This window comes from Rubrivirga litoralis (assembly GCF_031846415.1).
GTDB classification, from domain to species: Bacteria; Bacteroidota; Rhodothermia; order Rhodothermales; family Rubricoccaceae; genus Rubrivirga; species Rubrivirga litoralis.
Genome location: NZ_JAVRHT010000002.1, coordinates 1 through 23,717, shown reverse-complemented (window position 1 = coordinate 23,717; position 23,717 = coordinate 1). Strand labels below are relative to the sequence as shown.

The window sequence follows — 23,717 nt, the reverse complement described above, 5'->3', positions numbered from 1 at the left end:
AGAGCGGAGCCTCACCACCTTCTGGACGGTGGACGTGGCTTCTGGATCCGTAGTAGATAAATGAGCAGACAATGAGCACCAAGTGACCTTGTGCCTCACCCCGACACAGGCTTACTTGTCTGATCCTGATCGTCTTACACGCGAAGCCTGCGCGCCCTCTTTCTCTACCTACGATGCTCACACCTGCTACCACCCCGCCCGCCCACGTGCGGACCGCGTCCCATGGCCTCCTCCTCCTGATGGGGACCGCCCTCATGATGACGGCCAGCCCCGCTGCGTCTGCACAGAGCGTCTTCGTCAACGAGATCCACTACGACAACACGGGCGGAGACGTCGGGGAGTTCGTCGAGGTCGCGGGACCGGCCGGGACGGACCTCTCGGACTGGTCGGTCGAGCTCTACAACGGCGCGGGCGGGAACCGCTACGCCACCGTGCGCCTCTCGGGGACCATCCCCGACCAGCAGGACGGCTTCGGGACGCTCTCCTTCGCTCGCGAAGGCATCCAGAACGGAGACACCGACGGCCTCGCGCTCGTCGGGCCAGGGGCTACGAACGTGCAGTTCCTCTCCTACAGAGGGACGTTCGAGGCGACCGACGGCGCGGCTGAGGGCATGACCAGCACGGACATCGGCGTGTCCGAGGAGCCGCCGCCCCCGGCAGGCCAGTCCCTCCAGCTCGCGGGCGCGGGTACCGCCTACGGCGATTTTGCGTGGACCGGCCCCGGCGAGGACTCGCCCGGCAACGTCAACGCGGGGCAGACGTTCGGCATGGCCTCTGGGAGCGGCGGGATCGTCGTCGACACGGGCGCGGACGAAGACAACGCCGACGGCGACTGCTCGCTCCGCGAGGCGATCCGGGCGGCGAACACGAACGCGGCCGTCGACGGCTGCGCGGCCGGCGCCCCCGACGGCGACACGATCACGTTCGCCGCGAGCTACACGGTCGCCCTCACGCTCGGCGAGCTCCTCGTGAGCGACGACGTGGCCATTGACGCCTCGGCCGTCGGCTCCGTGACGGTCGACGCCCAGGGCGCCAGCCGCGTCTTCGACGTCGACGCGGCGGGCGGGGCGGGCTCGGAGCAGCGCGTGGCCTTTACGTCGCTCCGGCTCCAGAACGGCGACTCCCGCACAGGCTCCTCGGCGCCGGACGCGGGCGGGGCGGTCGACCTCAAGGCGGGGAGCGAGGCGACGTTCACGGACGTCGACGTGACGGACAGCGTAGCCGGGGTCAACGGCGGCGGCATCCACGGCGCCGACGGCACGTCCATCGTCATCACGACGACCAACGGGGGCTCGTCCACGATCCGCGGGAACGAGGCCCGAGGCGCCGAGGCCGGCATGGGCGGCGGCGGCGTGTGGGGCGCGGGCTCGACCACGATCTCGGGCAACGTCGCCGTCGAGGGCAACCGGGCGACGGGCGCGGCCGGCTCCGGCGGCGGCGTGTTCAACAGCGGGGGGACCCTCATGGTCATGACCACGACCGTCTCGGGCAACACGGCCAACCGGGCCGGCGGCGGGGTCGAGGCCGACGGCGAGCGCTCGACCACCATCCTCGTCATGACCAACGTGACGGGGAACGACGCCGGGGCGAACCCCGGCAACGGCGGGGCGGTCCACGGCGGCGGCGGGACGGTCGTCGTCGGCGGCGGGACGTTCGCGGACAACACGGCCGTCGAGGGCGGCGGCCTGTGGTCGAGCGGGTTCCTCATCGTGACGGCCGACGAGGACGACATGGCCGCCCGCGCGGCCGACCGCGTGGGCGGCGCCATGATGACCCAGATGTGGGACATGATGGCGGCGCAGAACGTGAGCATTGAGGCCGCGCTCGTCACGCGGAACGAGGCGACGGGCGACGACGCCGACCAGGGCGGCGGCGGCCTCTACAACCAGGGCGGGTTCGTGCAGATCGCGGGCCTCCCCAACGACGACCTCGGCGACGACGCCGACGGGGGCGTCGTGGTCTCGGAGAACGTCGCGAGCGGCGCGTCCGGCTCGGGCGGCGGCATCCTCAACAACGGGGGTACGCTCCTGATCGACGGCGGCGACATCCTGGGCAACCGGGCCGCCCGCGCCGGAGCCGGGATCGAGGACGCCGGCGGGACCGTCGCGCTCAACGACGTTGCCGTCCGCGGCAACGCGATCGCCGGGGCGAACCCGGGCAACGGCGGCGGCCTCCACTCCGGCGGCGGCAGCGTGACCGTCAACGGGGGGGCGTTCACCGGGAACACGGCCGTCGAGGGCGGCGGCCTGTGGTCGAACGCGGCGCTCGTGGTCCAGCCCGCCCGCGACGTCCCCACCCTGATCGCGGGGAACACCGCGACGGGCGACGACGCCGCGAACGGCGGCGGCGGCCTCTACGCCGAGACCGGCGCCGACGTCACGGTCACCTCGGCGAGGTTCTCGGACAACGGCGCGACGGGCGCGGCGGGCTCGGGCGGGGCGGTGCTCGTGGCCGGCGGCGCGTCGGTGTCGATGACGCTCGGCGAGGTCTCGGGCAACCGGGCCAACCGCGCCGGCGGCGGCGTCGAGGTGGCCGACGGCGGGACCCTCTCGCTCTCGAAGGTGTCGGTCGACGGCAACCGGATCGCCAGCGCCAACCCCGGCAACGGCGGCGGCGTCCACGTGGGCGGGGCGGGCTCGGCGACGCTCTCGCAGACGACGGTCTCGAACAACTCGTCCGCGCAGGGCGGCGGGCTCTGGAACAGCGCCTCGGGCACGCTCGCAGTCTCGAACTCGACCGTCAGCGGGAACGCGGCGTCCGGCGACGGCGGCGGCGTCTACACGCTCCCCGGCGGCGACACGTCGCTCGAGAGCGTGACGGTAGCGCGGAACGCGGCCGGAGCGAACGGCGGCGGGCTCGCCATCAGCTCGCTGGTGGGGTCGGCGACGGTCTCGGTCGACAACGCGATCGTCGGGGACAACACGGCCGCCGGCTCGGGGGACGACTGCTTCGGGCGGTACGCCACCGGCGGGTTCCTCCTCGTCGAGGACCGGGGCGACGACTGCGCCTTCAATGGCGCGGGTGAAAACGCCATTTTCGGCCAGGACCCCGCGCTCGCCCCGCTCGCCGACAACGGCGGGCCGACGCTCACGCACGCGCTCCTGAACGACAGCCCGGCCATCGACGCCGGCCAGACGGCGCTCGCGGTCGACCAGCGCGGGGAGCCCCGCGGCGACGACCAGGACGACCTGGGCGCGTTCGAGCGCGGCGACGGCGACGGCGGCGGCGCCGTGGCCTGCTCGCAGAGCTCGCGGGTCTCGTTCGACGCCGACGGCAACGGCACCCCGACGTCGGTCATGGCCGACGACTTCTCGACGGTCCCCGGCGGCTCGTTCATGAACGCGACCGGCGAGTTTGCCGGCGTCCGCAACGAGGGAGACCTGGCCGTCGACCTCTCGACGTGCTCGTTCGTGACGTTCGACCCGTTCGACGAGACCGTCCGCTACTCGGCCGTCGCCGACGGGACCGTCGCCCCGGGCGACGTCTACGTCCTCGCCTCGGCGGGCGGCGACAAGGCGCTCCCGGACGACGTGTTCTTCGACGACCCGGGCGCGTTCGCGCTCGTCGAGGGGACGGCGGCCGCCGGCGCCCCAGTTGCCTCCGTGCTCGGCCGCGTCGTCGCGGCCGTGGTCTACGACCGGGACCGGGCGGTCTTCGGCTCGGTCGGGGGCGCGGCGACGGAGGCCGAGATGCAGGCGTTCCGCCAGGCGCTCCTCAGCGTGTTCGGCCAAGCGGTCTCGGCCGAGGGGGCGGGAGAGATCGACCTGACGGTGGCCGCGTGGCCGAACCCGACGGCGAGCCAGGCGACGGTGGCCTTTGGGCTCGCCGAGGGCGGGGCGGCGCGCGTGGCCGTCTACGACGCGCTCGGCCGCGAGGTCGTGGTCGCCGCCGACGGCCCGTTCGCCCGGGGCCGCCACGAGGTGTCGCTGCGAGCGGGGTCGCTCCCGGCCGGCGTCTACGTCGTCCGCGTGGCGACCGGGGGCGGGGTCCAGACGGCCCGGCTCACCGTCGCCCGCTGACCCGCTCGGACCGCCCCGCCCGGCGTCTCGGGCGGGGCGGGGTTCCACTCCCTTTACCCCCACCAGTACGCACCATGACCACGCCCCCGACCGACCGCCCCGCCCCGACCGCCCACGGCGCCCCCCGATCCCGCCCGCCCTACGCCCTGCCCACGCTCACACTGCTGGGGACAGTTGCGGCTCGGACAGCGGGGCCGGACGGAGAGAAGACGCTCGATGCGCTCGTCGGCAGCGACGGCGGGTTCCTCCGCGACGACGAGCCCACGTCGTAGGGGCCGCCCCGCGCGCACCGTGACGGCCGGCCTCGTAGCGGGGGCCGGCCGTCGCCGTCTCGTCCCGCGCGCCACGACCAGGACGGGCAGCGTGCGAGCGGCTGGCGTCGGTACACTCCCCCGCCGCCCCGCCCCACCCCATGCGCCTCCCCGCCCTCGCCGCCGTCCTCCTCGTCCTCTCCGCGTCCGCCGCGAGCGCGCAGCGCCAGCTTGCGGCCCCGCTCGCGAGCCCGCACGCGCGCGTCGCGCAGACCATCGGTCTCACCGACCTCGCCGTCGACTACCACCGCCCGGCCGTCGGCGGGCGCACCGTCTGGGGCGAGCTCGTCCCCTACGGCGAGGTGTGGCGGGCCGGCGCCAACGAGAACACCGTCTTCACGACCTCGACCGACATCCAGGTCGAGGGAGCGACGCTGCCAGCCGGCACCTACGGCCTCCACGTGATCCCGACCGACGGGGACTGGACCGTCATCTTCTCGACGGTCTCCGAGGCGTGGGGCTCGTACTCCTACGACCCGAGCGAGGACGCCCTCCGCGTCGCCGTCACGCCCCGGGCCGCCCCGCCCAAGGAGCGGCTGGCGTACCGCTTCGACGCGCCCGACGACGACTCCGCCACCCTCGTCCTCCACTGGGCGGGGCGGGAGGTCCCGGTCCGCATCGGGGCCGACACGCCGGCCGTCGTCCTCGCCTCGATGGAGCGCGAGCTGCGGGGCGTGGGCGGGTTCTTCCCCGAGGGCTGGGACCAGATCGCCGCCTACGCGCTCGACGCCGGCCGCCGCCTGGACGACGCCCTCGCCTGGGCCGACCGCTCGGTCGAGCTCCGGCCGGGGTTCGGCAACCGGATGACGCGGGCCGGACTGCTCGACGCGCTGGGGCGCTCGGACGAGGCAGCCGAGGCCCGCGACGCCGCCTACGCCGACGCCTCCGAGGAGGACGTGCGGACCTACGCGCGAGCACGCCGACGGGCCGGCGACGCCGCTGGAGCAGACGCGGCACTCGGACGGTTGGGCGGACGCCCATAGAGCCGAAGCCGTGTGACACGCGGCTGTCACCCAAGGGTACGAGGTTGGATGCAGGTCCCTCCCCCACCCCGATGACCGTACGCGACCGCCCCGCCCCGCCCGTCGAGGCCGCGCCGACGTCCCGGCACGCCGAGCACCTTGCCGAGTACTCGTTCCAGTTCGACGTCGAGGCGGCCCGCCCGCCCCACCCCGTCCGGCGCCCGGCCGAGGGCGAGCGGTGGACGCTGGCCCAGACGCTCCAGGAGGTGCGCCTGCGGTCGGTCGACGTCGTCGAGGCCGTCGGTGGCCTCCGCGTCCGCCACGCGCACCGCCTGCCCGCCCTCGCCGCCGCCGTCCGCGAGCACCAGCGGGCCGTCCGGCTCTGGCTCCGGCTGGGGGCCGGGGCGCCCGCGCGCGGGTGGGACGACGAGACATGGCTCCGGTGGACGTGGCTCCGCTCCGCCCCGCCCCTGCCCCACCCGGCCGCCCTGCGGCCCGGCGTCTCGGTGACCGACTGGAGCCAGTTCATGATCTCCGTCGCCGACCAGATCGCCGCCGGCCCCGAGGCCCCCACCGCCGCCGGGCTCCGCCGCGACCTGGCCGACCTGTTCGCGGCCCACGCCGTCCTCGACGTGCCGGCCCCGACGGTGTGGCGGCGGGCGCGGGCCGCCTAGCGGACGCGCGGGAGGCTCCGCGCACGGCACCGGCCGCCCCGCCCCGCCCGCCTCTCTTCGTGCGGGATGAAGTGGCCTTTTGCTTGATCCGCGTCTACACCGGGCGGGGCGGAGCGGCAGAGTCGTCGCCCGCGGCGCCTGCCGGGGCGGACCCAAAGGGCGGGTACCTTCCGCGCTCCCACCCCGCCCTTTGACTCCGCCCCGCCCGTGCGCTTCCGCCTCGCCCCGCTCGCCGTCCTCCTCGTCGCCGGCCCCGCGCTGGCCCAGGTGCCCACGCCCGAGGCGTTCCTCGGGTACGACCTGGGCGAGCGGTTCACGCCGCACCACCGGGTCGTCGACTACGTCGAGGCCGTGGCCGCCGCGTCGCCGCGCGTGGCGCTCTCGCCGTACGGCGAGACGCCCGAAGGCCGCCCGCTCGTCACGCTCGTCGTCGCCGCCGAGGGGACCGACGTCGACGCCGTCCGCCGGAGCTCGCTCCGCGCGACCGAGGGCGGGGCGGCGCCCGAGAAGCTCGTGGTCTGGCTGAGCTACAACGTCCACGGCAACGAGGCCGTCAGCACCGAGGCCGCCCTGCGGACGCTCTACGAGCTGACCACGCCGCGCGCCGACGCCTGGCTCCGCGACGTGGTCGTGGTCCTCGACCCGTGCCTCAACCCCGACGGCCGCGAGCGCTACGTGAGCGGCTACCGCCAGCGCCGCGGCGACGCGCCCGACCCCAGCCCCGAGGCGTGGGAGCACGACGAGCCGTGGCCCGGCGGCCGGTTCAACCACTACCTCTTCGACCTCAACCGCGACTGGGCGTGGGGCACGCAGCCCGAGACGCGCGCGCGGCTCGCCGTCTACAACGCCTGGATGCCGGCCGTCCACGTCGACTTCCACGAGCAGGGCGTCGACAGCCCGTACTACTTCGCCCCGGCCGCCGAGCCGTTCCACCCGCGCGTGCTGCCGTGGCAGCGCGCGGTCCAGACCGAGATCGGCCGCGCGAACGCCCGCGTGTTCGACCGCGAGGGCTGGCTCTACTTCACGCGCGAGGTGTTCGACTTGCTCTACCCGGGCTACGGCGACACCTGGCCCACGTTCAACGGCGCCGTGGGCATGACGTACGAGCAGGGCGGGAGCGGCCGGGCCGGGCTCGCGATCCGCACAACAGAGGGCGACACGCTGACGCTGGCCGACCGCATTCGAAACCACGTCGCGACCGGGCTCGAAACGGTCGCCACCGTCGCCGGCGACGCCGACCGCGTGGGCCGCGCGTTCGCCGCCGGGTTCGCCACCCCGCCCGCCGGCCCGGCCGTCGCGTTCGCCGCGCGCGGCGACGCCGGGCGGCTGGAGGCGCTGGCCGCGCTCCTCGACCTGCAGGGCATCCGGTACGGGTGGGCGGGGCGGGAGCAGACGGCGCGCGGCGTCCGCTACGCCGGCGGCCTCGACCGCCCCGCCCCGCCCGAGCGCCTGACGGTGCAGCCGGGCGACCTCGTCGTTTCCCTCGACCAGCCGAAGGGGCGGCTCGCGGCCGTCCTGTTCGAGCCCGAGCCGGCGCTCGTCGACTCCGTCACCTACGACGTGACGGCGTGGGCGCTGCCCTACGTGTACGGCGTCGAGGGGCTGGCGCTGGAGTCGGCCGTCGACGCGGGCGGGGCGGCGCCGTCGGCCCCGCTCGCGCCCGCGGCGGCGCGGCCCTACGCCTACGTCCTGCCGTGGGAGAGCCCGCAGGACGCCCGCGTGCTGGCCGAGCTGCTCCGCGAGGAGGTGGGCGTGCGCGTGGTGCCGGAGCCGTTCGAGGCCGAGGGCCGCCGCTTCCGGCGCGGCTCGGTCGTCGCCACGCGCGCGGGCAACGGGCGCCTGGGCGAGCGGTTCGACGCCGTCGTCCGCGAGGCGGCGGCGCGGGCGGGGCGGCCGGCCGTGGCGCTGGGGACCGGGTTCGCCACGAGCGGGGCGGACCTGGGCTCGAACCGCGTCGGCTTCGCGCGCGGCCCGCGCGTGGCGGTCCTCACCGACGAGCCCGTCGCGCCGACGGCGCTCGGCGAGGTGTGGCACTGGTTCGACCGCGTGGTCGACTACCCGGCCACGCTCCTCCGCGCCGACGGCTTCTCGCGCGCCGACCTCGACGACGCCGACGTGCTCGTGCTCCCGGACGGCCGCTACGGCGCGTGGCTGACCGACGACCGGGCCGAGGCGCTCCGCGGCTGGGTCCGCGCCGGCGGCCGGCTGGTGGCGATGGAGGGCGCGGCGCGGGCGTTCGCGGGCAAGGACGGGTTCGGGATCGCCACGCGCGAGGCGCCGGCGCCCGACTCGACGGCCGACGGCCGCCTCCGCCGCTACGGCGACCGCGAGCGCGAGGGCGTATCGGGCGGCGTCCCCGGCGCCGTCTACCGCGTGGCGCTCGACGAGACGCACCCGCTCGCCTACGGCTACCCCGACCACACCTACGTCGTCAAGCAGGGCACGAGCCCGGTCGACTTCCTGGCCGACGGGTGGAACGTGGGCGTGCTCCGCAGCGGCACGCCGGCGGCCGGGTTCGCCGGGCGCCGCGCGCAGGACCGGCTCACGGACTCGCTCGTGTTCGGCGTCGAAGACCTGGGCGACGGCGAGGTGGTCTACCTCCTCGACACCCCGATCTTCCGCGGCTTCTGGGCCGACGGCCAGCTCTTGTTCGCGAACGCCGTCTTCGGGCTGGGGGCGGAGTAGAACAGACCGCCGCCCCGCCCGACCCGGAGCGGGGTGGTGGGAGGCCGCTTCGACCGCGAAGAGGCTGCTTGGTCGGGGGCGGGGCGGCATGTCCGTGGCAGGGACTTTGCGGGTGAGGCGCCGAGACCGCTCGCCCGCCCCGCCATGCCGTTTTCCCCGCCCCGCCCCGCCCGCGCGTCCACCGTCTGGGCCGCCGCCCTCGCCCTCGCCGCGCTGCCCGGGTGCGCGACGATGGTAGACGACGCGGTCGCCGACGCCATCTCGGCCCCGACCGCCGACGTCCGCGCTCTGGGCGGGGCGGACCCGATGCCGGGCGACCCGCACGCGTCGATGACGCGGCTCACGCGGACCCAGCCGGGCGACCGCGCGCGCGCCGACCGGCTCCTCGCCGAGACGCGCCGGTCGATCGCCCGCTACCGCGACGTCGAGGACGCCGTGGCCGACGGCTACCGGCCGTTCCCGCCCGAGCCCACGCCGGGCCTCCAGATCATCCACTACATCCACCAGCAGCGGTCGGCCGCCGAGCAGGACGTCATCAACCCCGACGCGCCGGGCGCGCTCCTCTACGAGCGCGACGGGCGGGGCGGCCTCCGCCTGCTCGGGGCCATGTACACGGCGCCCGCCGACGCCCCGCTCGCCGAGCTCGACGCCCGCGTGCCGCTCTCGGTCACGCAGTGGCACCTCCACCAGAACGTGTGCGTGCCCCGCCCGATCTGGGACGAGGCGGCGTGGGCGCGCACGCTCGCCGGCGGCGAGGCCGCGTTCGGGCCGGAGAGCCCGACGGCGACCCCGTCCGCCTGCGACCAACTCGGCGGCCGGTTCCTCCCGACCGCCTTCGGGTGGATGGCCCACCTCAACGTCTACGCCGACGACCCCGCCGACGTCTGGAACGCGATGTACGGCCACGACAGCCACGACGGGATGGACCACGGCTCGGGCGCGCACGACGCCCACTGATCCGCGGGCGGGGCGGGCGACCTCGGGACCGATTTCAGGAAGGGACCGAATACGTGGAAGGCCTACCGAGGAGCCGTACCCTGTGCCGAGACCACAGGCCGCCCCGCCCGCGCCATGCCCGCCGCCCCGCCCCGCGTCGTCGTTCACGGAGCGCCCCGCGCGTTCCTCGACCGCGCCAGGCCGTGGCTCCTCCGCGCCGAGGCCGAGTACTCGCTCATGCTGGGGATCGCCGCCGGCCTCGCCGCGAGCGACCGCCCCGCCCCCGCCCTCCTCGCCACGGTCGAAGACGAGAGCGGGGTGGTCGGCGCCGCGCTGCGGACGCCGCCGCACAAGCTGGTGCTCACGCGGATGCCGCCCGCCGCGCTCCCGCTCGTGGCCGACGCCGCCGAGCCGTTCGGCGATCTCCCCGCCGTGCTCGGTCCGCCCGACCTCGCCGAAGCGTTCGGGCGCGTGTGGGCGGGGCGGCACGGCGTCCACGCCCGCCCTGGCATGCGCCAGCGCGTGTTCGAGCTGACGCGCCTCGTGCCGCCGAACCGCCCCGCCGCAGGGCGCGCCCGCCCCGCCCAACCCGACGACGTGGGCACGGTGGCCGCGTGGCTCGGCGCGTTCGACGCCGAAACGGGGGCGGCGCCGTCCGACGCCCGCGCCCTGGCCGAGCGGTGGGTGGCCGCCGGCGACGTCTGGCTGTGGGACGAGGGCGGGGCGGCGGCGATGGCGGCCGTCGTCGCGCGGTCGCCCCACGGCGCCCGCGTCGGCGCCGTCTACACGCCCGCCCCGCTCCGCGGGCGCGGGTACGCGACGGGCGTCGTCGCCGCGCTCAGCCGGCACCTGCTCGGCGGCGGCGCCCGGTTCTGCTCGCTCTACACCGACCTCGCGAACCCGACCTCGAACGCCATCTACCGCCGCCTGGGCTACGCGCCCGTCGCGGACGCGCTCGACGTCGAGTTCGGGCCGTGAGGGCGGGGCGGGCGCGCTACGACGCGGACGCCGCGCGGCCGGCGAGGCTCTTCTCCACGAACGAGACCACCGCGCCGGCCACGTCCTTGCCCGTCGACGTCTCGATCCCCTCCAGGCCCGGCGACGAGTTGACCTCCAGCACCAGCGGCCCGCGCTCGGACTGGAGCACGTCGACGCCGGCCACCTTGAGCCCCAGCGCCTTGCACGCGGCCACGGCCGTCTTGCGCTCCTCCGGGCTGATCTTGATCTGCGACGCGCTCCCGCCGCGGTGGAGGTTCGAGCGGAACTCGCCCTCGGCCCCCTGCCGCTTCATGCCCGCGATCACGCGGTCGCCGACCACGAACAGGCGGACGTCCGCCCCGCCCGCCTCTTTGATGAACTCCTGGACGAGGAGGTAGGCCTTCATGCCGCGGAACGCCTGGATCACGCTCTCGGCCGCCTTCTTGGTCTCGCACAGCACCACGCCCACGCCCTGCGTCCCTTCGAGGAGCTTGACGATGACCGGCGGCCCGCCGACCGACGTGATGAGGTCGGCCGCGTCGTCGGCCTTGTGGGCGAACGCCGTGCGCGGGAGCGCGATGCCCTTGCGGGCGAGGAACTGGTGGGCACGGAGCTTGTCGCGCGAGCGCGTGATGCCGACAGCCCCGTTCAGCGTCCACACGCCCATGGCCTCGAACTGGCGCACGATGGACAGCCCGTAGAACGTGATCGAGGCGCCCACACGCGGGATGATGGCGTCGGGCGGGTCGAGCCGCGCGCCCTCGTAGTGGACCTCGGGGCCGCGCGCTGTGAGGTGCGCCGTGCACCGGAGCGTGTCGAGGATCTGGACCTCGTGGCCCCGCGCCTCGGCGGCCTCGACGAGGCGACGCGTCGAGTACAGGTCGGGGTTCCGGGAGAGGACGGCGATGCGCATAGGTCGGTGGGTCAGTCGGTCGGTGGGGTCAGTGAGTCGGTTCGGGGTCAGCGGGCGGGGCGGCCCGGCGAACGGCCGGAAGCGAACCCTCGCCCATCGACCCGCCGGCTCACTCGTACAGCGAGGCGGGGTGGTCGGGGCGGCCGAGGAGGAACGAGGCGCCGGAGTCGACGAGCACCCGCCCCGCCATGGCCTCGCGGCCGAGGAGCATGGGGAAGCGCATCCGCCGGCGGTCGGTGAGCGTGACCTCGACGGGCCACTCGGGCGCGTCGGACGTGGTCCCGAGCCGGAGCGTGACGCCGACCACCACGCGCGTCTCGGTGTGCCCGCTCGACGACGTCACCGACCGCTCGTCGATGACCGGCGCCTCGCAGGCGACCGACAGCCGCTCGGTGCGGAAGAACGGGTGGACCACGAACCGCGCCCACGGCTCGCCGTCGCGGACGAACGTCTCGCGGTTGTGGGCGTGGAGCGCCGACGTGGCCGCGCCGGTGTCGACCTTCGCGCGCACCGCGAGCAGGCCCACGTCGGGGAACGCTACCCACTCGCGCCAGCCGACGACGACGGGGGACTCGGTCATGGGCGGGGCGGGCAGCGTGGGCGAGGGGGGGCGGAAGGTCCCCACCCCGCCCCGCCCGCGCAATGGGCCGCGGCGAAAAACGGGCGGAAGGTCGGCGAGCGGCGAGCGGCGAGCGGCGAGCGGCGAGCGGCGAGCGGCGAGCGGCGAGCGGAAGGTGCCCGCCCCGCCCCTCGACCGCCCCGCCCTCGGAGTTCGCCCCGCCCAGGGCGGGGTGGCTCCAGACCGCACCTCGACCCGTGCCGAGGGCGGGGCGGTCCGGGCCGCGCCTCTGCCCATCCCCCATCCCGAGCGCGCGGAGCGCGCATCCCCCATCCCTCTGCAACAAAAAGCGCCCCCGCCCGGGCGGGGCGGGGGCGCTCGTCGCACCGGGTGAACGGGGCGGGGCGGCTAGCGCACGACCGTGACCCGCTCCGTCAGGCGCTGGCCCGCGACGTCGGCGACGACCACGTAGACGCCGGCCGGGAGCCCAGCCGTGTCCAGCGCGATCTGCCGACGACCAGCCTCGACCGCGCCGTCGAGGACCGAGGCCACCTCGCGGCCCAGCAGGTCGACCACGACGACGCGCGCCGAGCCGGCCTCGGGCACGTCGAGCGCGAGCGTCGCCTGCGCGTGGGCCGGGTTCGGGTACACCCGCAGGGCGAGCACGTCGACCGCGGCCTCGGCCGCGACGAGCGCCGCGGGCTCGGCGGCGAGGACGCCGTTGAACGAGCGCCCCTCGACGAACGCCCACCGCTTGTCGCGGGCCTTGCCGCGGTTCACGTCGACCGGGCTGCGGTTCCCGTCCGTGTCGAGCCGGTACCGCTTGCACGCCTTGCTCTCGAGGTAGTAGTGGTCGCCGCCGGCGTCGACCAGCTTCCACCGCTGGGCGTCGGACGTCCCGCCGGTCGTGAGCACGTCGCTCTTGCACCCGTTGGTGCTGAGGCGCTTGCCGGTCCGCCGGTTCTCGATAAACCAGTACGAGCCGCCGGCGCTCTCGAACCGCCACTGCTTGTCAGTCGCCGTGCCGCGGTCGACGTCGACCCGGCGGTCGCCGTCGGTGTCGAGCCGCTCCGCCGTGGCCAGGTTCTCGAGGTAGTACCACACGGTCGTGCGGGGGAACGAGGGCGCCGTGGGCGGGGCGGTGGGCGGGGCGGCCTCCGAGGCCTCGCCCACGCCGACGGCCGCCCACGCGTCGGCGACCGCGCGGTACTGCTTCGAGCCCGAGCCGTACAGGTCGGCCGTGGCCTGGAGCGTCCCCTCGCGGGCGCCGGCAAAGTCGGTCGACGCCGTGAAGTAGCGCGTGAGCGCCCGGTACCAGATCCGCTCGGTCGCCTTGCGCCCGATGGACTCCACCGACTGCCCGCGGAACGAGCCCCCGGCCATCGTGAGGTACGCCTGCTTGTTGGCGATGCCCGAGTTCCGGTGGACGCCGCCGTTGTCCTCGGACCCCGTGTAGCGGTCGTCGTAGTGGGCGGGCTGGTCGCCGCGCTCCGGGTTATCGAGGTAGCGGAGCGCGTCGCCCGAGCGGCCCGGCGTGTACGAGTCCTCGCCGACGCGGTAGTCCTCGCGGTCGACCATGACGGCGAAGATGTCGGAGACCGCCTCGTTCAGCGCGCCCGACTCGTTCTCGTAGATGAGCCCGGCCGTCGAGCGCGTCACGGCGTGCGTGAGCTCGTGGGCCACGATGTCGAGGTCCACGAGCGGCGAGAACGTCTCGCCGTCGCCGTCGCCGTAGATCATCTGCTCGCCGCTCCAGAACGCGCCGTTAAAGCCGACGCCGCCCGGGAAAAAGTCGAAGTTGACCGTCGACGTGATCGAGCCGTCCTTGCCGTCGTAGCTGCTCCGGCCGTGCGTGTCCTGGTAGTAGTCGATGGTGCGCGCGGCCGCGGCGTGGACGCTGACCGCCGCGCGGTGCGCGGCGCGCGTGAACTGGTTGTCGCGGTCGGTCACCTCCCCGCCCGGCGCCCAGTTCAGGCCCTGGGCCGAGAGCGTGCGGATGTACTTCGGCCCGCGCGTCTTGTCGCGGAGCCGGTACGTGCCGCCCTTCCGCTCGGTCGCGAGCGGGACGGTCCCGTCGTAGAGCGACCGCCCCGACCCAGACGCCGGGGCGCCCACGAACACGGGCGAGGACGACGGTGCACGGCCCGCCGAGGGCACGCCGACCGGCGCGGGCCGCCCCGCCCGCGGGTCGATCGTGTGGATGGAGTTGAAGCGGTGGAGGACGGCCCCCGTCTGGGCGTCGACGAACACCTCCCAGTTGGCCGGCCACGGCCGGTCCACGAACAGGCGGACGTGGTACGCGAGCACGTAGGCGCCGTCGTGGGGGTAGACCACGAGCGACGCCGTCGGCGTCCAGTCGATGGCGTCGGCGTCGTCCTCGGCCGGGACCGACGCCCGCTCCTCGATCGGCCCGAGCGCCGCGCGGGCCTCGGCCAGCGCACGGTCGCCGCGGAAGGCCGGGCGGATCTGGACGTCTTCGGCGCCGGGGTGGAGCGCGCCGCCCCAGGCGTAGGCCCGGCCGTCGGCGTCGATGTGGAGCGAGCTCTCGGCCCCCCACACCGGAACGCCGCCGACCTCCTGCTGGACGACGACGTGCTCCAGGCCCAGGTCGTCGCGCTCGGCGCGCACGAGGCGGACGTCGGGGGCGGCCTCGAACCCGAACGTGGCCGCGTTGGCCGTCAGGAACTCGCGGGCCGCGGTCTCGGGCGCCGCGGTGAACACGCCGAGGTCACCGGCGAGAAACTGGGGCGAGCCGCGGTCCTCGTCCCACGCGGCGCGCGTGAGGGCGTCCGCGTCGAACGTGACCGCGGGAGGCGAAGGAGACGGCTGGGCCGAGGCGGTGGAGCCGAGGGCGGCGACGGAGAGAGTGAGTAACGCCCGACGGAGGGCGGGGCGGGGGGACAAAAAACCGAAGGTCACAGAGAGAGGGTGTGGTGGGAGGCGGGCAGGAGACGTCCGGCCCGGAGGTGCGCCAGGGCACAGCGCTTTGCACCAGGGTATCCCCTACCGCCCCGTACGTGCCAGGGCTGCAACCGCGTATCGGCCGCCTCAGGGCATTCCTCAAGTAATCCGAACCTTTCCGCAAGCCGTCCCCCACCCCGCCCCGACGCCTGCACGTCTCTCTCACGTTCCCATGCCGACGAGCACAGAGCGCGCCGCCGTTCGCCCCGCCCCGGCCGCGAACGATGGGGCGGGGTGGCCGCCGCCCCGATGCCGCTCGTCCCGCCCCGCCCCGTCGGCGATCGGCGCCTGGAGCCACGTCCTGAGAGGCCTGCGCCCCGAAGGGCGGGGTGGCCGCTGCGCGTCTCCCCTGGCCCTCCCCGGTGGGGAGGAGGCACGAGGCCGGCAACCGCACCGTCTCTCCGTGCTGCGTCAAGCGGCTACTGCGGGGCGGGGTGGTCGCTGTAGCTGGTTAGGGAGTCCGTCTCCTCGGAGGAGCTTAGGATGATGGACGAGGCCAGGACGAACCCTGTCAGCAAGAGCTGAACACAGCGATAGAAACCGTACCCCGTACCAACCCGGAAGGAGCCTAGAACGCCCCGCGCGCCTTGATCTGGATGTAGCGGTTGACGGCGTCGACCGTCAGCGACTCCGGCGAGGTCAGGAGCGCGCCGATGCCGTGGCGTTCGAGCGTCCGCGCGACCTCGCGCTTTTCCAGGGCCAGCCCCTCGGCGACCGCCTTCGTGTAGACGTCCTCCAGCCGCTCCGCCCGGTCGTCGAGGAGGCCGCGGATGCCCGTGTTCTCGAACAGGACCACGACCAGCCGGTGGAGCCGCGCGATCCGCCGGAGGACCGGGAGCCGCCGCTCCAGGCCGGCCCGCGTGTCGACGTTCGTGAACAGGAGGACCAGCGACCGCTGACGGAGCCGGCCCCGCAGCGCCGCGTAGAGCGCCTCGAAGCTGGGGTCGGTAAAGCCCGGGTCCAGCCGGTAGAGCGCGTCGAGGAGCGCCGGGAGCTGCCCCCGCCGCCGCCCCGCCGGCACGACCACGCGGACCTCGCGGTCGAACGCGACCAGTCCCGCCTGGTCGTCCTTGCCCAGCGCTGTGTTCAGGAGCACGAGCGCCGCGTTCACCGAGTGGTCGAGGAGCGTGAGGCCGTCGAACGGCGACCGCATGGCGCGGCCCATGTCGAGCGCGGCCACGACCGGCTGCGCCCGCTCCTCCTGGTACTGGTTCACCATGAGCCGCGCCACCCCGCCCGTGCCCGCCCCGCCCGTGCTCCGCCGCGCCGTGGCCTTCCAGTTCACGAGGCGGCGGTCGTCGCCGGCCACGTACTCGCGGACCTGGTCGAACTCGAGCGTCTGGCCCAGCCGGCGGACCCGCTTCACGCCGACCTCTTCGAGCCGGTCCGACGCCGCGAGGAACGCGTACCGCTGCATCTGGAGGATCGACGGGTAGACGGCGACCGTCTCGGCCGCGGCCGTGCGGAACCGGCGGAGCACGAGGCCCAGCGGCGTCGCCGCGAACAGGTTGAGCGTCCCGAACGCGTACTCGCCGCGCGCCGTCGGGCGCAGCGTGTACGTCAGCCGCGCCTCGCCGCGCGCCTCGACCGGGACCACGGCGCCGGCGTCGCGCTTCTGGAACTGGACGGGGACCTCGTCGAGCACGCGGACGCGCGCGGCGAACGGGTACCCGCTCCGCACCACGAGGCGCACCTCGTTCTGGTCGCCCAGCGACAGCTTGTCGTCGAGCGCCCGCGCGCCGTCCAGCCCGCCCCCGGGCGTCCGCCACAGGAGGAGCGCGTCGGCGAGGACCAGGACGCCGAACGCCGACACGGCGACGACCGCGACGGGCAGCAGCGGCGCCCACACGGCCGCCGCCACGAACAGGGCGACCAGCGACCACAGGACGGCGAAAAAGCGCCGGGGGAGGAAAAGGTCGCGGAAGGGATTGGGGACTCGAGACGGGGGACGGGCAGACGCGGAACCCGTCGGGGCGCGCTTCGCCCCCGGCCGCCCCGCCCGTCGGCGTGGGCCGCCCCGCCCCGACGCGCGGCGTGGTCGGGGCGGGGCGGTTGAGCCCTCCTCCCCCCCCGTCCCTAGTCCCCGGTCCCCCGTCCCGCTCACCGCGGCACCTCGACCTCGGCCACGATCCGCTGGAGGACCGTCTCGGGGCGGACGCCCTCGATCTCGCGCTCGGGCGTGAGCAGCACGCGGTGGCGCAGGGCCGGGGCGGCGACCGCGGCGACGTCGTCGGGCGTGGCGAAGTCGCGGCCCGACATGGCGGCGACGGCCTTGGCGCCCGTCACGAGCGCGAGCGAGGCGCGCGGGCTGGCGCCCAGCGACAGGGCGGGGTGGCTCCGCGTGGCCGCCACGATCTCGGCCGCGTAGCGGAGCACGGGCGGCGCCACGCGGACGGCGCGGACGGCCGCGCGCGCGGCCTCGACCTCGTCGGCCGTCAGGACCGGGCGGACGCGCTCCAGGTCGACGCGGCCGCCGTGGTCCTGGAACTGGCGCAGGATCTCGGCCTCCTCGTCCAGCGACGGGTAGCCCACGAGGACCTTGAACAGGAAGCGGTCGAGCTGGGCCTCGGGCAACCGGTACGTCCCCTCGTGCTCGATCGGGTTCTGCGTCGCGAGCACCACGAACGGCGACGGCATCGGGTAGGTCGTCCCGTCGACCGTCGCCTGCCGCTCCTCCATGGTCTCGAACAGGGCCGCCTGCGTCTTGGCCGGCGCCCGGTTGATCTCGTCGATCAGGACCACCTGGGCGAAGATCGGCCCGCGGTGGAACGAGAACTCGCCCGACTTGGGGCTGAACACGGACGTCCCCAGCACGTCGGCCGGCATGAGGTCGGGCGTGAACTGGATGCGGCTGTAGTCGAGACCGCTGGCGCGCGCGACGAGCTTGGCCGTGAGCGTCTTGGCCACGCCGGGGACGCCCTCGATCAGCACGTGGCCGCCGGCGAGGATGGCCGCGACGACCTCGTCCACGAATGCGCCCTGCCCGACGATCAGCTTGCCGACTTCGGCGCGGAGGCGGTCGACGGCGTCGGCGAGCGGGCCGAGGTCGGTCTGCGGCGTCAGGTCGTCGACCACCCCGCCCGTCCCGTTCGGCGGGGCGACACGGGGCGGGGTGGCGGGCGCCGCCCCGCCCTCGGCGGGCGGCGCGTCGGGCGGTGTGTCGAGCGGGGCGGGGCGGGCGTCCGGATCGGTAGGCGTCATACGGGCGCGGCGGGTGCGCGAGCGGGTCGGATGAGCGGGGCGGCGCGGTCGACGTGGGCGGGGCGGCCCGAAGCTACCGGCCCCGCCCCGCCCGTGCCGCCCCGCTTCGGGCCGCCCCGCTTCGGGCCGCGCCCAGGTCGGCGCGGGCCAGGAAGTCTTGGACGTCGCGGTCGGCGCGGAGGAGGCGGGCGGGCTCCGGCGAGGGGTCGGCGCGGAGGGTGCGGAGGCGGGCGAACAGGGCGAGCGCGTCGGCCTCGTCCACGCCCGCGCGGGCGGCGGCGCGGCGGGCCGTGCCGTCCGAGAGGTCGGCGTCGGCGATCCCGAGCCGCGTGCGGAGCGCGTCCTCGAAGGCCAGTGCCTTGCGCCGCGCCAGCCACTGCGTGTCGCCGTCCTCGAAGTGGAGCCGCCCGAGCACGCGGGCGAACTCGCGCTGCGCGTTCGGCGGCGGCGCCACGACCGGGATCGCCCGCTGCCAGCGGCGCCCGCGGAAGGCGACGAGCAAAAAGGCGCCGAGGAGCGCGAGCGCGAGCGCCCAGCGGAGCCCGGGCACGCGCGTGGCCACGCCCAGCCGCGAGCCAGCCCGGCTGCGGAGCGGCTTGTAGAACCCGTCCCACAGCACGCGCTCCGGCGCCGGTGCGGCCCCCAGCACGCCGCCCACCCAGGCCGCCGCGTCTCCCTCGCCGGCCAGCGCCGCGTTCGTGAACGCGAGCGGAGCCGACGACAGGACCACCCGCCCCGCCCCGACGCGGACGACCACGGCGACGGGCTCGCCGAGCTCGTTCGTCGCCACGAGCGACGTCGTCGACGAGTCGATGCCGACGAGCGGGGCGGCCGCGACGGCCGTCGGGAACGCGTAGGCGCGGCCGCGGGCGACGGACGGGAGGTAGAGCACGTCGGTCGCCGCCAGGTCGCCGAATCCGAACAAGTCGGCGTAGGCCGTGTCCAGGCCGTCGACCGCCGTCGAGTCCTCGCCGCTGAGGGCGAACGAGAACGGGCCACCAAAGTCCTGGGCCACGGCGAGGACCGTGTTGCCGCGCCGGGCGAACGCGAGGAGCCGGTCGGACTCGGCCTCGTCGGGCTCGAACGAGTCGGTGAGGAACAGGTAGAGCGTGCCCGTCAGCGTCGTGTCCGCCAGCCGCTCGAACGGCGGGCGGTCGACGGGCTCGACCGGCGCGCCCAGCCACGCGGGGAGCAGCCGGTAGAACACCTCGGCGTCGAACGGCTCCACCCCGCTCCGCTCGGCGCGGAGCCGACTGTCGTAGGGCCGCGCCCGGAACGCCTCGATGAGGACGAGGGCCAGGACCACGCCGCCGATGACGAGCCAGGGGAGCGCGCGCCTCACGACGCGGCCTCCGCTGGCGGCGCCTCCGCCGGGGGCGGGGCGGCGGTCCGGCCCGCGGGCCGGGCGGGGCGGCCGAGCGCGGCGTCGAGCCGGTCGAACCGGGCCTCGAACCGGCCGTAGCGGTCGGCGTCGACGGCGAGGCCGCCGTACCACACCCAGTCGAACACGCGCGTGGCCTCGGCGAACGCCCCGCCCACGGCGGCGTCGGCACGGCGGGCCTCGGCCACGTAGGTCCGGTTCGTCTTTTCCCTCGACCACACCACGAGGCCCGCGTCCTCCATCTCCTGCAGCGCCAGCAGGTACCGGAGCCGCACGGCCGCCCGGTGGTCGCCGCCCGCGAGCGCCTGCCGGAGCCGCCCCGCCAAGTCCACGCCCTGCAGGTCGTCGACGTCGAGGAGCGGGTCGGACGCGCCGGGCGCGAGGTCGCGGCGGCCGAAGACGCGGGAGCCCTCGCCGCGCACGAGCCGGAGCACCACCCACACGGCGGCGAGCGCCGCGAGCGCCATGAGGAGGGCCGCCACGGGCCGCGAGACGAGGCCGTCGAGGGCCGGGCTCAGGAACGTCTCGGCAAACCACCGCCAAAAGCGGTCCCACAGCGACGGCTGCTCAGCGACCGGGCGGTCGTACTGGAACGCGGGGTCGGCCGCGAGCGCGCCGAGCAGCGAGTCGGGCACCGCCCGCGGCCGGACGCGCGCCGTGTGGAGCTCGGGCGGGGCGGCCTCGGCCGGCGGCGGCGGCGGCCCCGCCTCCTGCGCCCGCCCCGCCCCGCCCGCGAGGAGTAGCGCGACCAAGACGACGGCTGCCCTCACGAGCCCGCCCGGAACCCGCCGCCGCGGAACCCGCCCGCCCTGCCCGGCGGCCCGTCGTCGGGGGACGCGTCGTCGGCGGGCGCGTCGTCGGGGCGGGGCGGCTCGGGGTGCGCGAGGTCGGGGCGGGGCGGCTCGGAGCGGGCCGCCCCGCCCGCCCCGCCCAGGCCGGTCGCGGCGGCGATCGCCTCGATGCCCTCGCCGAGCTCGGTCCCCTCGACGCGCGCGCTCAGGCTCTCGTAGAGGAACGCCGAGGCCACGTAGTAGAACACGCTGAACGGGAGCACGACGAGCGAGGCCAGCCCCGTCAGCACGCCGGCCCAGAGCGGGACCGAGCCTTCGAGGGCATACGGGAACGTGAGTCCGGCCACCATCCCCGCAATCACGAAGGTCCCTAACCCGACGATAAACAGGAGCACGACGGACGTCCCCAGCGCGAACCCCCGCTCCTCGCGGATTAGCCCGTGGACGCGGCGGACGGCGTCGGAGAAAGCGTCCTCGTCGAGCAGCCGCGCCGCCTGCCCGGCGAGGTAGTACGGGTAGAGGACGAGGAGGGCGGCGAGCAGGACCAGCACGCCCACGACGCCGACCGTGGCCGCCGCGGCCACTCCGCCCCCGGCCCCGGCCAGCCCGGCGAGGATCAGGACGGGCAGCATGAGCAGGAGGAAGACGCCGCCGCAGCACAGCGTGAACGTGAATGTCGGCCAGAACAGCCCCTTCGCCTCGTCCCACACGTCGGCCGTCTCGACCGCCTCGGCGCCCTCGCGGTAGAGGCGGACGTAGCCGAACGCGCCGGCGGCGACGAGGAGGCCCGCGGACGCGCTCACCACGCTCCCCCAACCGGGCGCGAACGACTCCAGCGCCCCGCCGATCACGTAGAGCGGGCCGGCGATGAGGGCCAGCGCCGGGAGCCACTCGCGCCACGTCTCGCGGCAGAACCGGACGGACGCGTTGATCACGTCGCCCAGGTCGCGCTCGCGGCGGAAGCGGATGGGGCCGTCGTCGGGGAAGCGGTACGGGGAGATCATCGCGCGGCGGGCGGGGCGGCGGGCGGGGCGGGCGCCCGCGGGCCGGCGGGGCGGGCGGCCACGCGGCGGGCGACGCGCCGGGGGAGCCACACGTAGTAGAACAGGACGAACGCGAACGAGCCGCCGATGACGAGCGCGGCCAGGGCCAGCGGCATCTCGGTGCGCCGCGTCATGAACCCTTCGAGCGCCGCCGCGGCCAGGAACACGGGCACCAGCCCGACGACGATCTTCGCGCCCTGCCTCGCGCCGCGCCGGAAGCTCGCCAGGCGCGGGTAGGTGTCGGGGAACAGGAGCGCGTTGCCCATCACGAACCCCGCGCCGCCCGCGACCACGATCGCCGAGAGTTCGAGGGCGCCGTGGATGAACACGACGCGGAACCACTCGCCTGCCAGCCCCTCGCCGACGAAGAGGTGCGCGAACGCCCCGACCATCACCCCGTTCTGGACCAGGACCGTCGCGGTCCCCAGCGAGAACCCGGGCAGGACCACCCCGCCCACGGGGAAAAAGCCGGCGAAGGCCAGGAACGACACGATCACGTTGTTGAGCGCGATCCCGACCGTCATGTCGAGCGGCTGGGCGCTCTTGTAGACCGCGAGCGGGTCGCCGGCCTCGATGTTCGCCCGCGTCATGTTGACGTAGCCGTCGCCCAGGATGAGGCGCACGAAGTCGGCGTCGGTCGCCGACGACCACGCGCCGACGGCGACGGCGGCCAGGAACAGCCCGAGCGAGAGCAGCAGCGCCCGCCGCCCCGCCCACACGGCGAGCGGGACCTCCTCGGCGAAAAACCGCCCGAGCCGCCCGCGCTCCTCGCGCCGGTTCCGGTAGATGCGCCCGTGGACCTGCGCCGAGAGGTCGTTGAGGTAGGCGGCCGTCGCCGAGCCCGGGTAGAACGTCTGCGCGTAGGCCAGGTCGTCGCCCAGGCGGACGTAGCCGTCGGCGAGCGCGTCGGGGTCGCCGCCGTCCTTCAAGCGGTCCTCGAACGCCTCCCAGTCCGGGGCGTGGCGGCGGACGAACACGGCTTCGCGCATGGGCGGGGCGGACCCGGAGGGTAAAACCGAGGGGCGGGGCGGCCTGGAACCTACCGACGACGTAGGACGGCCGCCCCGCCCAAGGCGCGCGGGCGGGGCGGGGCGCCAATACAGAGGCGGGGGCGCCCCATGACAGGGCGCCCCCGCTCAGCGGACGCGGGGCGTCTACTGGCCGAGCGCGTCGGCGTCCGGCTCGCCCGGCTCGTCGATGATCTCGCCGTCGCCGATCACGTCGGCGCGGTCTCCGGGAGGCGCACCGTCCTCGATCCGCTCGTCGACTCGGTCGGCGGCGTCGTCGTACTGCTCCTCGATCGCGTCGCCGCGCTCCTCGTAGGCCTCTTCGATGGCCTCGCCGCGCTCGTCGATGGCCTCGGCCTGCTCGGACTCGCAGCCGGTGAGCCCGAACGAGACCGCGACGGCCAGGGCAAGAAGGGTGGTTTTCATGGGACTGGGGGGTGGGTGATGAAGACGGTCCGGCGTCGTGCCAGACCGAGGTCAGGGGGCCAAGCTACCGCCCCACGCGTACGAGGTCGCTCGGGCGGAGCGGCGGGCGCCACCCCGCCCCGCCCGCGTAGCTTCCCCGCGTGGACGACCGGCTCCAGATCCAGACCGCGCAGAACGTCGCGCTCGCCGTGGCCCCGGCCGGGCTCGGCGAGCGGATCCTCGCGTGGGCCGCCGACACGGCGCTCTGGGTCGGCTACGCCCTCCTCCTCTTCTGGCTGCTCGGCCGGGCCGGGGCCGATGCCGAGTGGCTGGTCGTGCTCCTCGTGGCCGTCCCCGTCCTCCTCTACCACCTCCTGTTCGAGGTGTTCTTCGACGGGCAGACGCCGGGGAAGCGGCTGCTCAAGGTCCGCGTGGCCCGGCTCGACGGCGCGCAGCCCACGCTGGGCCAGTACCTCGTGCGGTGGCTGCTCCGGTTCGTCGACGTCACGATGACGTCGGGGACGGTCGCCGTCGTGGCCGTCGGCGTCACGCGGCGGGCGCAGCGGCTGGGCGACCTCGCGGCGGGGACGACCGTGATCCGCCAGCGGCGGCGCGTCCGGCTCGCCGAGGTCCTCTACCCGCCCACCCCGCCCGAGTACGTCCCCGCCGTGCCCGAGGCCGAGGCGCTCTCCGACGCCGACGTGCAGACGCTCCGCGCGGTGCTCGTCCGGCTCCGGCTCTCGCGGCGCGACCGGCGCTCGTCGGCGCTGGCGGACCGGGCCAAGCAGGCGATCGAGGCCAAGCTCTCGCTCGGCCCGTCGCCGCTGCCGGCGCCCGAGTTCCTCGAGACGGTCGTCCGCGACCACACGGCGCTCGTGGACCGCTACGGGG

Annotated in this window: 18 protein-coding genes; 8 read left to right on the top strand and 10 right to left on the bottom strand. The window is 75.4% G+C overall.

Going from position 1 to position 23,717, the window contains the following annotated elements:
* The first annotated feature begins 173 nt into the window (after positions 1-173).
* The 7 genes from RM540_RS01590 (at position 174) to RM540_RS01560 (ending at position 10,565) form a co-directional block, all read left to right on the top strand.
* Positions 174-4,019, top strand: a complete 3,846-nt coding sequence (locus RM540_RS01590; RefSeq protein ID WP_311661520.1) for a choice-of-anchor Q domain-containing protein — start codon at positions 174-176, stop codon at positions 4,017-4,019.
* A gap of 74 nt (positions 4,020-4,093) precedes the next feature.
* A complete protein-coding gene (locus RM540_RS01585; protein WP_311661519.1) occupies positions 4,094-4,291 on the top strand; it encodes a hypothetical protein in 198 nt (65 codons plus the stop codon).
* Positions 4,292-4,431: 140 nt separating this feature from the next.
* A complete protein-coding gene (locus tag RM540_RS01580; protein ID WP_311661518.1) occupies positions 4,432-5,313 on the top strand; it encodes a DUF2911 domain-containing protein in 882 nt (293 codons plus the stop codon).
* Positions 5,314-5,384: 71 nt separating this feature from the next.
* Complete coding sequence (locus RM540_RS01575; RefSeq protein WP_311661516.1) at positions 5,385-5,966, top strand: hypothetical protein; 582 nt, start codon at positions 5,385-5,387, stop codon at positions 5,964-5,966.
* Positions 5,967-6,173: 207 nt separating this feature from the next.
* On the top strand, positions 6,174-8,651 hold the full coding sequence (locus RM540_RS01570; protein WP_311661514.1) for a M14 family zinc carboxypeptidase: 2,478 nt from the start codon (positions 6,174-6,176) through the stop codon (positions 8,649-8,651).
* Between the two features lie 144 nt (positions 8,652-8,795).
* On the top strand, positions 8,796-9,608 hold the full coding sequence (locus tag RM540_RS01565) for a hypothetical protein (RefSeq protein WP_311661513.1): 813 nt from the start codon (positions 8,796-8,798) through the stop codon (positions 9,606-9,608).
* Between the two features lie 114 nt (positions 9,609-9,722).
* On the top strand, positions 9,723-10,565 hold the full coding sequence (locus tag RM540_RS01560; RefSeq protein ID WP_311661511.1) for a GNAT family N-acetyltransferase: 843 nt from the start codon (positions 9,723-9,725) through the stop codon (positions 10,563-10,565).
* 16 nt (positions 10,566-10,581) lie between these two features.
* On the opposite strand, the gene rimK is transcribed toward RM540_RS01560, so the two are convergent.
* From rimK to RM540_RS01510, 10 genes are all read right to left on the bottom strand, one after another.
* Entirely contained in the window at positions 10,582-11,478 is an 897-nt protein-coding gene (gene rimK, locus RM540_RS01555; protein ID WP_311661510.1) for a 30S ribosomal protein S6--L-glutamate ligase, read from the bottom strand.
* Positions 11,479-11,587: 109 nt separating this feature from the next.
* Complete coding sequence (locus RM540_RS01550; protein WP_311661508.1) at positions 11,588-12,058, bottom strand: ATP-dependent zinc protease family protein; 471 nt, start codon at positions 12,056-12,058, stop codon at positions 11,588-11,590.
* A gap of 387 nt (positions 12,059-12,445) precedes the next feature.
* Positions 12,446-14,941, bottom strand: a complete 2,496-nt coding sequence (locus RM540_RS01545) for a M4 family metallopeptidase (protein ID WP_311661507.1) — start codon at positions 14,939-14,941, stop codon at positions 12,446-12,448.
* A gap of 625 nt (positions 14,942-15,566) precedes the next feature.
* Positions 15,567-16,847 (bottom strand): DUF58 domain-containing protein, encoded by a 1,281-nt coding sequence (locus tag RM540_RS01540; protein WP_311661505.1) that lies wholly within the window; start codon positions 16,845-16,847, stop codon positions 15,567-15,569.
* 251 nt (positions 16,848-17,098) lie between these two features.
* Complete coding sequence (locus tag RM540_RS01535; RefSeq protein ID WP_311661503.1) at positions 17,099-18,199, bottom strand: AAA family ATPase; 1,101 nt, start codon at positions 18,197-18,199, stop codon at positions 17,099-17,101.
* A 73-nt stretch (positions 18,200-18,272) separates the two neighbouring features.
* Positions 18,273-19,541, bottom strand: a complete 1,269-nt coding sequence (locus tag RM540_RS01530) for a DUF4350 domain-containing protein (protein ID WP_311661501.1) — start codon at positions 19,539-19,541, stop codon at positions 18,273-18,275.
* A complete protein-coding gene (locus RM540_RS01525; RefSeq protein WP_311661499.1) occupies positions 19,538-20,350 on the bottom strand; it encodes a DUF4129 domain-containing protein in 813 nt (270 codons plus the stop codon). The genes RM540_RS01530 and RM540_RS01525 overlap by 4 nt, the downstream gene beginning before the upstream one ends.
* Entirely contained in the window at positions 20,347-21,375 is a 1,029-nt protein-coding gene (locus RM540_RS01520) for a hypothetical protein (protein ID WP_311661497.1), read from the bottom strand. Before RM540_RS01520 ends, RM540_RS01525 begins: the two co-directional genes overlap by 4 nt.
* On the bottom strand, positions 21,372-22,403 hold the full coding sequence (locus RM540_RS01515; protein WP_311661495.1) for a stage II sporulation protein M: 1,032 nt from the start codon (positions 22,401-22,403) through the stop codon (positions 21,372-21,374). Before RM540_RS01515 ends, RM540_RS01520 begins: the two co-directional genes overlap by 4 nt.
* Positions 22,404-22,568: 165 nt before the next feature.
* The gene (locus RM540_RS01510) at positions 22,569-22,847 is read right to left on the bottom strand and encodes a hypothetical protein (RefSeq protein ID WP_311661494.1); all 279 of its coding nucleotides are present in this window, start codon (positions 22,845-22,847) and stop codon (positions 22,569-22,571) included.
* 140 nt (positions 22,848-22,987) lie between these two features.
* On the opposite strand from RM540_RS01510, the gene RM540_RS01505 reads away from it, so the two are divergent.
* The coding region (locus RM540_RS01505) for an RDD family protein (RefSeq protein ID WP_311661493.1) at positions 22,988-23,717 on the top strand (730 nt) is incomplete at its 3' end.

What these genes read in the sequence shown, in the direction of transcription:
- RM540_RS01590 (WP_311661520.1), top strand. Translation starts at nt 174, where the DNA reads ATGCTCACACCTGCTACCACCCCGCCCGCCCACGTGCGGACCGCGTCC.
- RM540_RS01585 (WP_311661519.1), top strand. Translation starts at nt 4,094, where the DNA reads ATGACCACGCCCCCGACCGACCGCCCCGCCCCGACCGCCCACGGCGCC.
- RM540_RS01580 (WP_311661518.1), top strand. Translation starts at nt 4,432, where the DNA reads ATGCGCCTCCCCGCCCTCGCCGCCGTCCTCCTCGTCCTCTCCGCGTCC.
- RM540_RS01575 (WP_311661516.1), top strand. Translation starts at nt 5,385, where the DNA reads ATGACCGTACGCGACCGCCCCGCCCCGCCCGTCGAGGCCGCGCCGACG.
- RM540_RS01565 (WP_311661513.1), top strand. Translation starts at nt 8,796, where the DNA reads ATGCCGTTTTCCCCGCCCCGCCCCGCCCGCGCGTCCACCGTCTGGGCC.
- RM540_RS01560 (WP_311661511.1), top strand. Translation starts at nt 9,723, where the DNA reads ATGCCCGCCGCCCCGCCCCGCGTCGTCGTTCACGGAGCGCCCCGCGCG.
- rimK (WP_311661510.1), bottom strand. Translation starts at nt 11,478, where the DNA reads ATGCGCATCGCCGTCCTCTCCCGGAACCCCGACCTGTACTCGACGCGT.
- RM540_RS01550 (WP_311661508.1), bottom strand. Translation starts at nt 12,058, where the DNA reads ATGACCGAGTCCCCCGTCGTCGTCGGCTGGCGCGAGTGGGTAGCGTTC.
- RM540_RS01535 (WP_311661503.1), bottom strand. Translation starts at nt 18,199, where the DNA reads ATGACGCCTACCGATCCGGACGCCCGCCCCGCCCCGCTCGACACACCG.
- RM540_RS01520 (WP_311661497.1), bottom strand. Translation starts at nt 21,375, where the DNA reads ATGATCTCCCCGTACCGCTTCCCCGACGACGGCCCCATCCGCTTCCGC.
- RM540_RS01515 (WP_311661495.1), bottom strand. Translation starts at nt 22,403, where the DNA reads ATGCGCGAAGCCGTGTTCGTCCGCCGCCACGCCCCGGACTGGGAGGCG.
- RM540_RS01510 (WP_311661494.1), bottom strand. Translation starts at nt 22,847, where the DNA reads ATGAAAACCACCCTTCTTGCCCTGGCCGTCGCGGTCTCGTTCGGGCTC.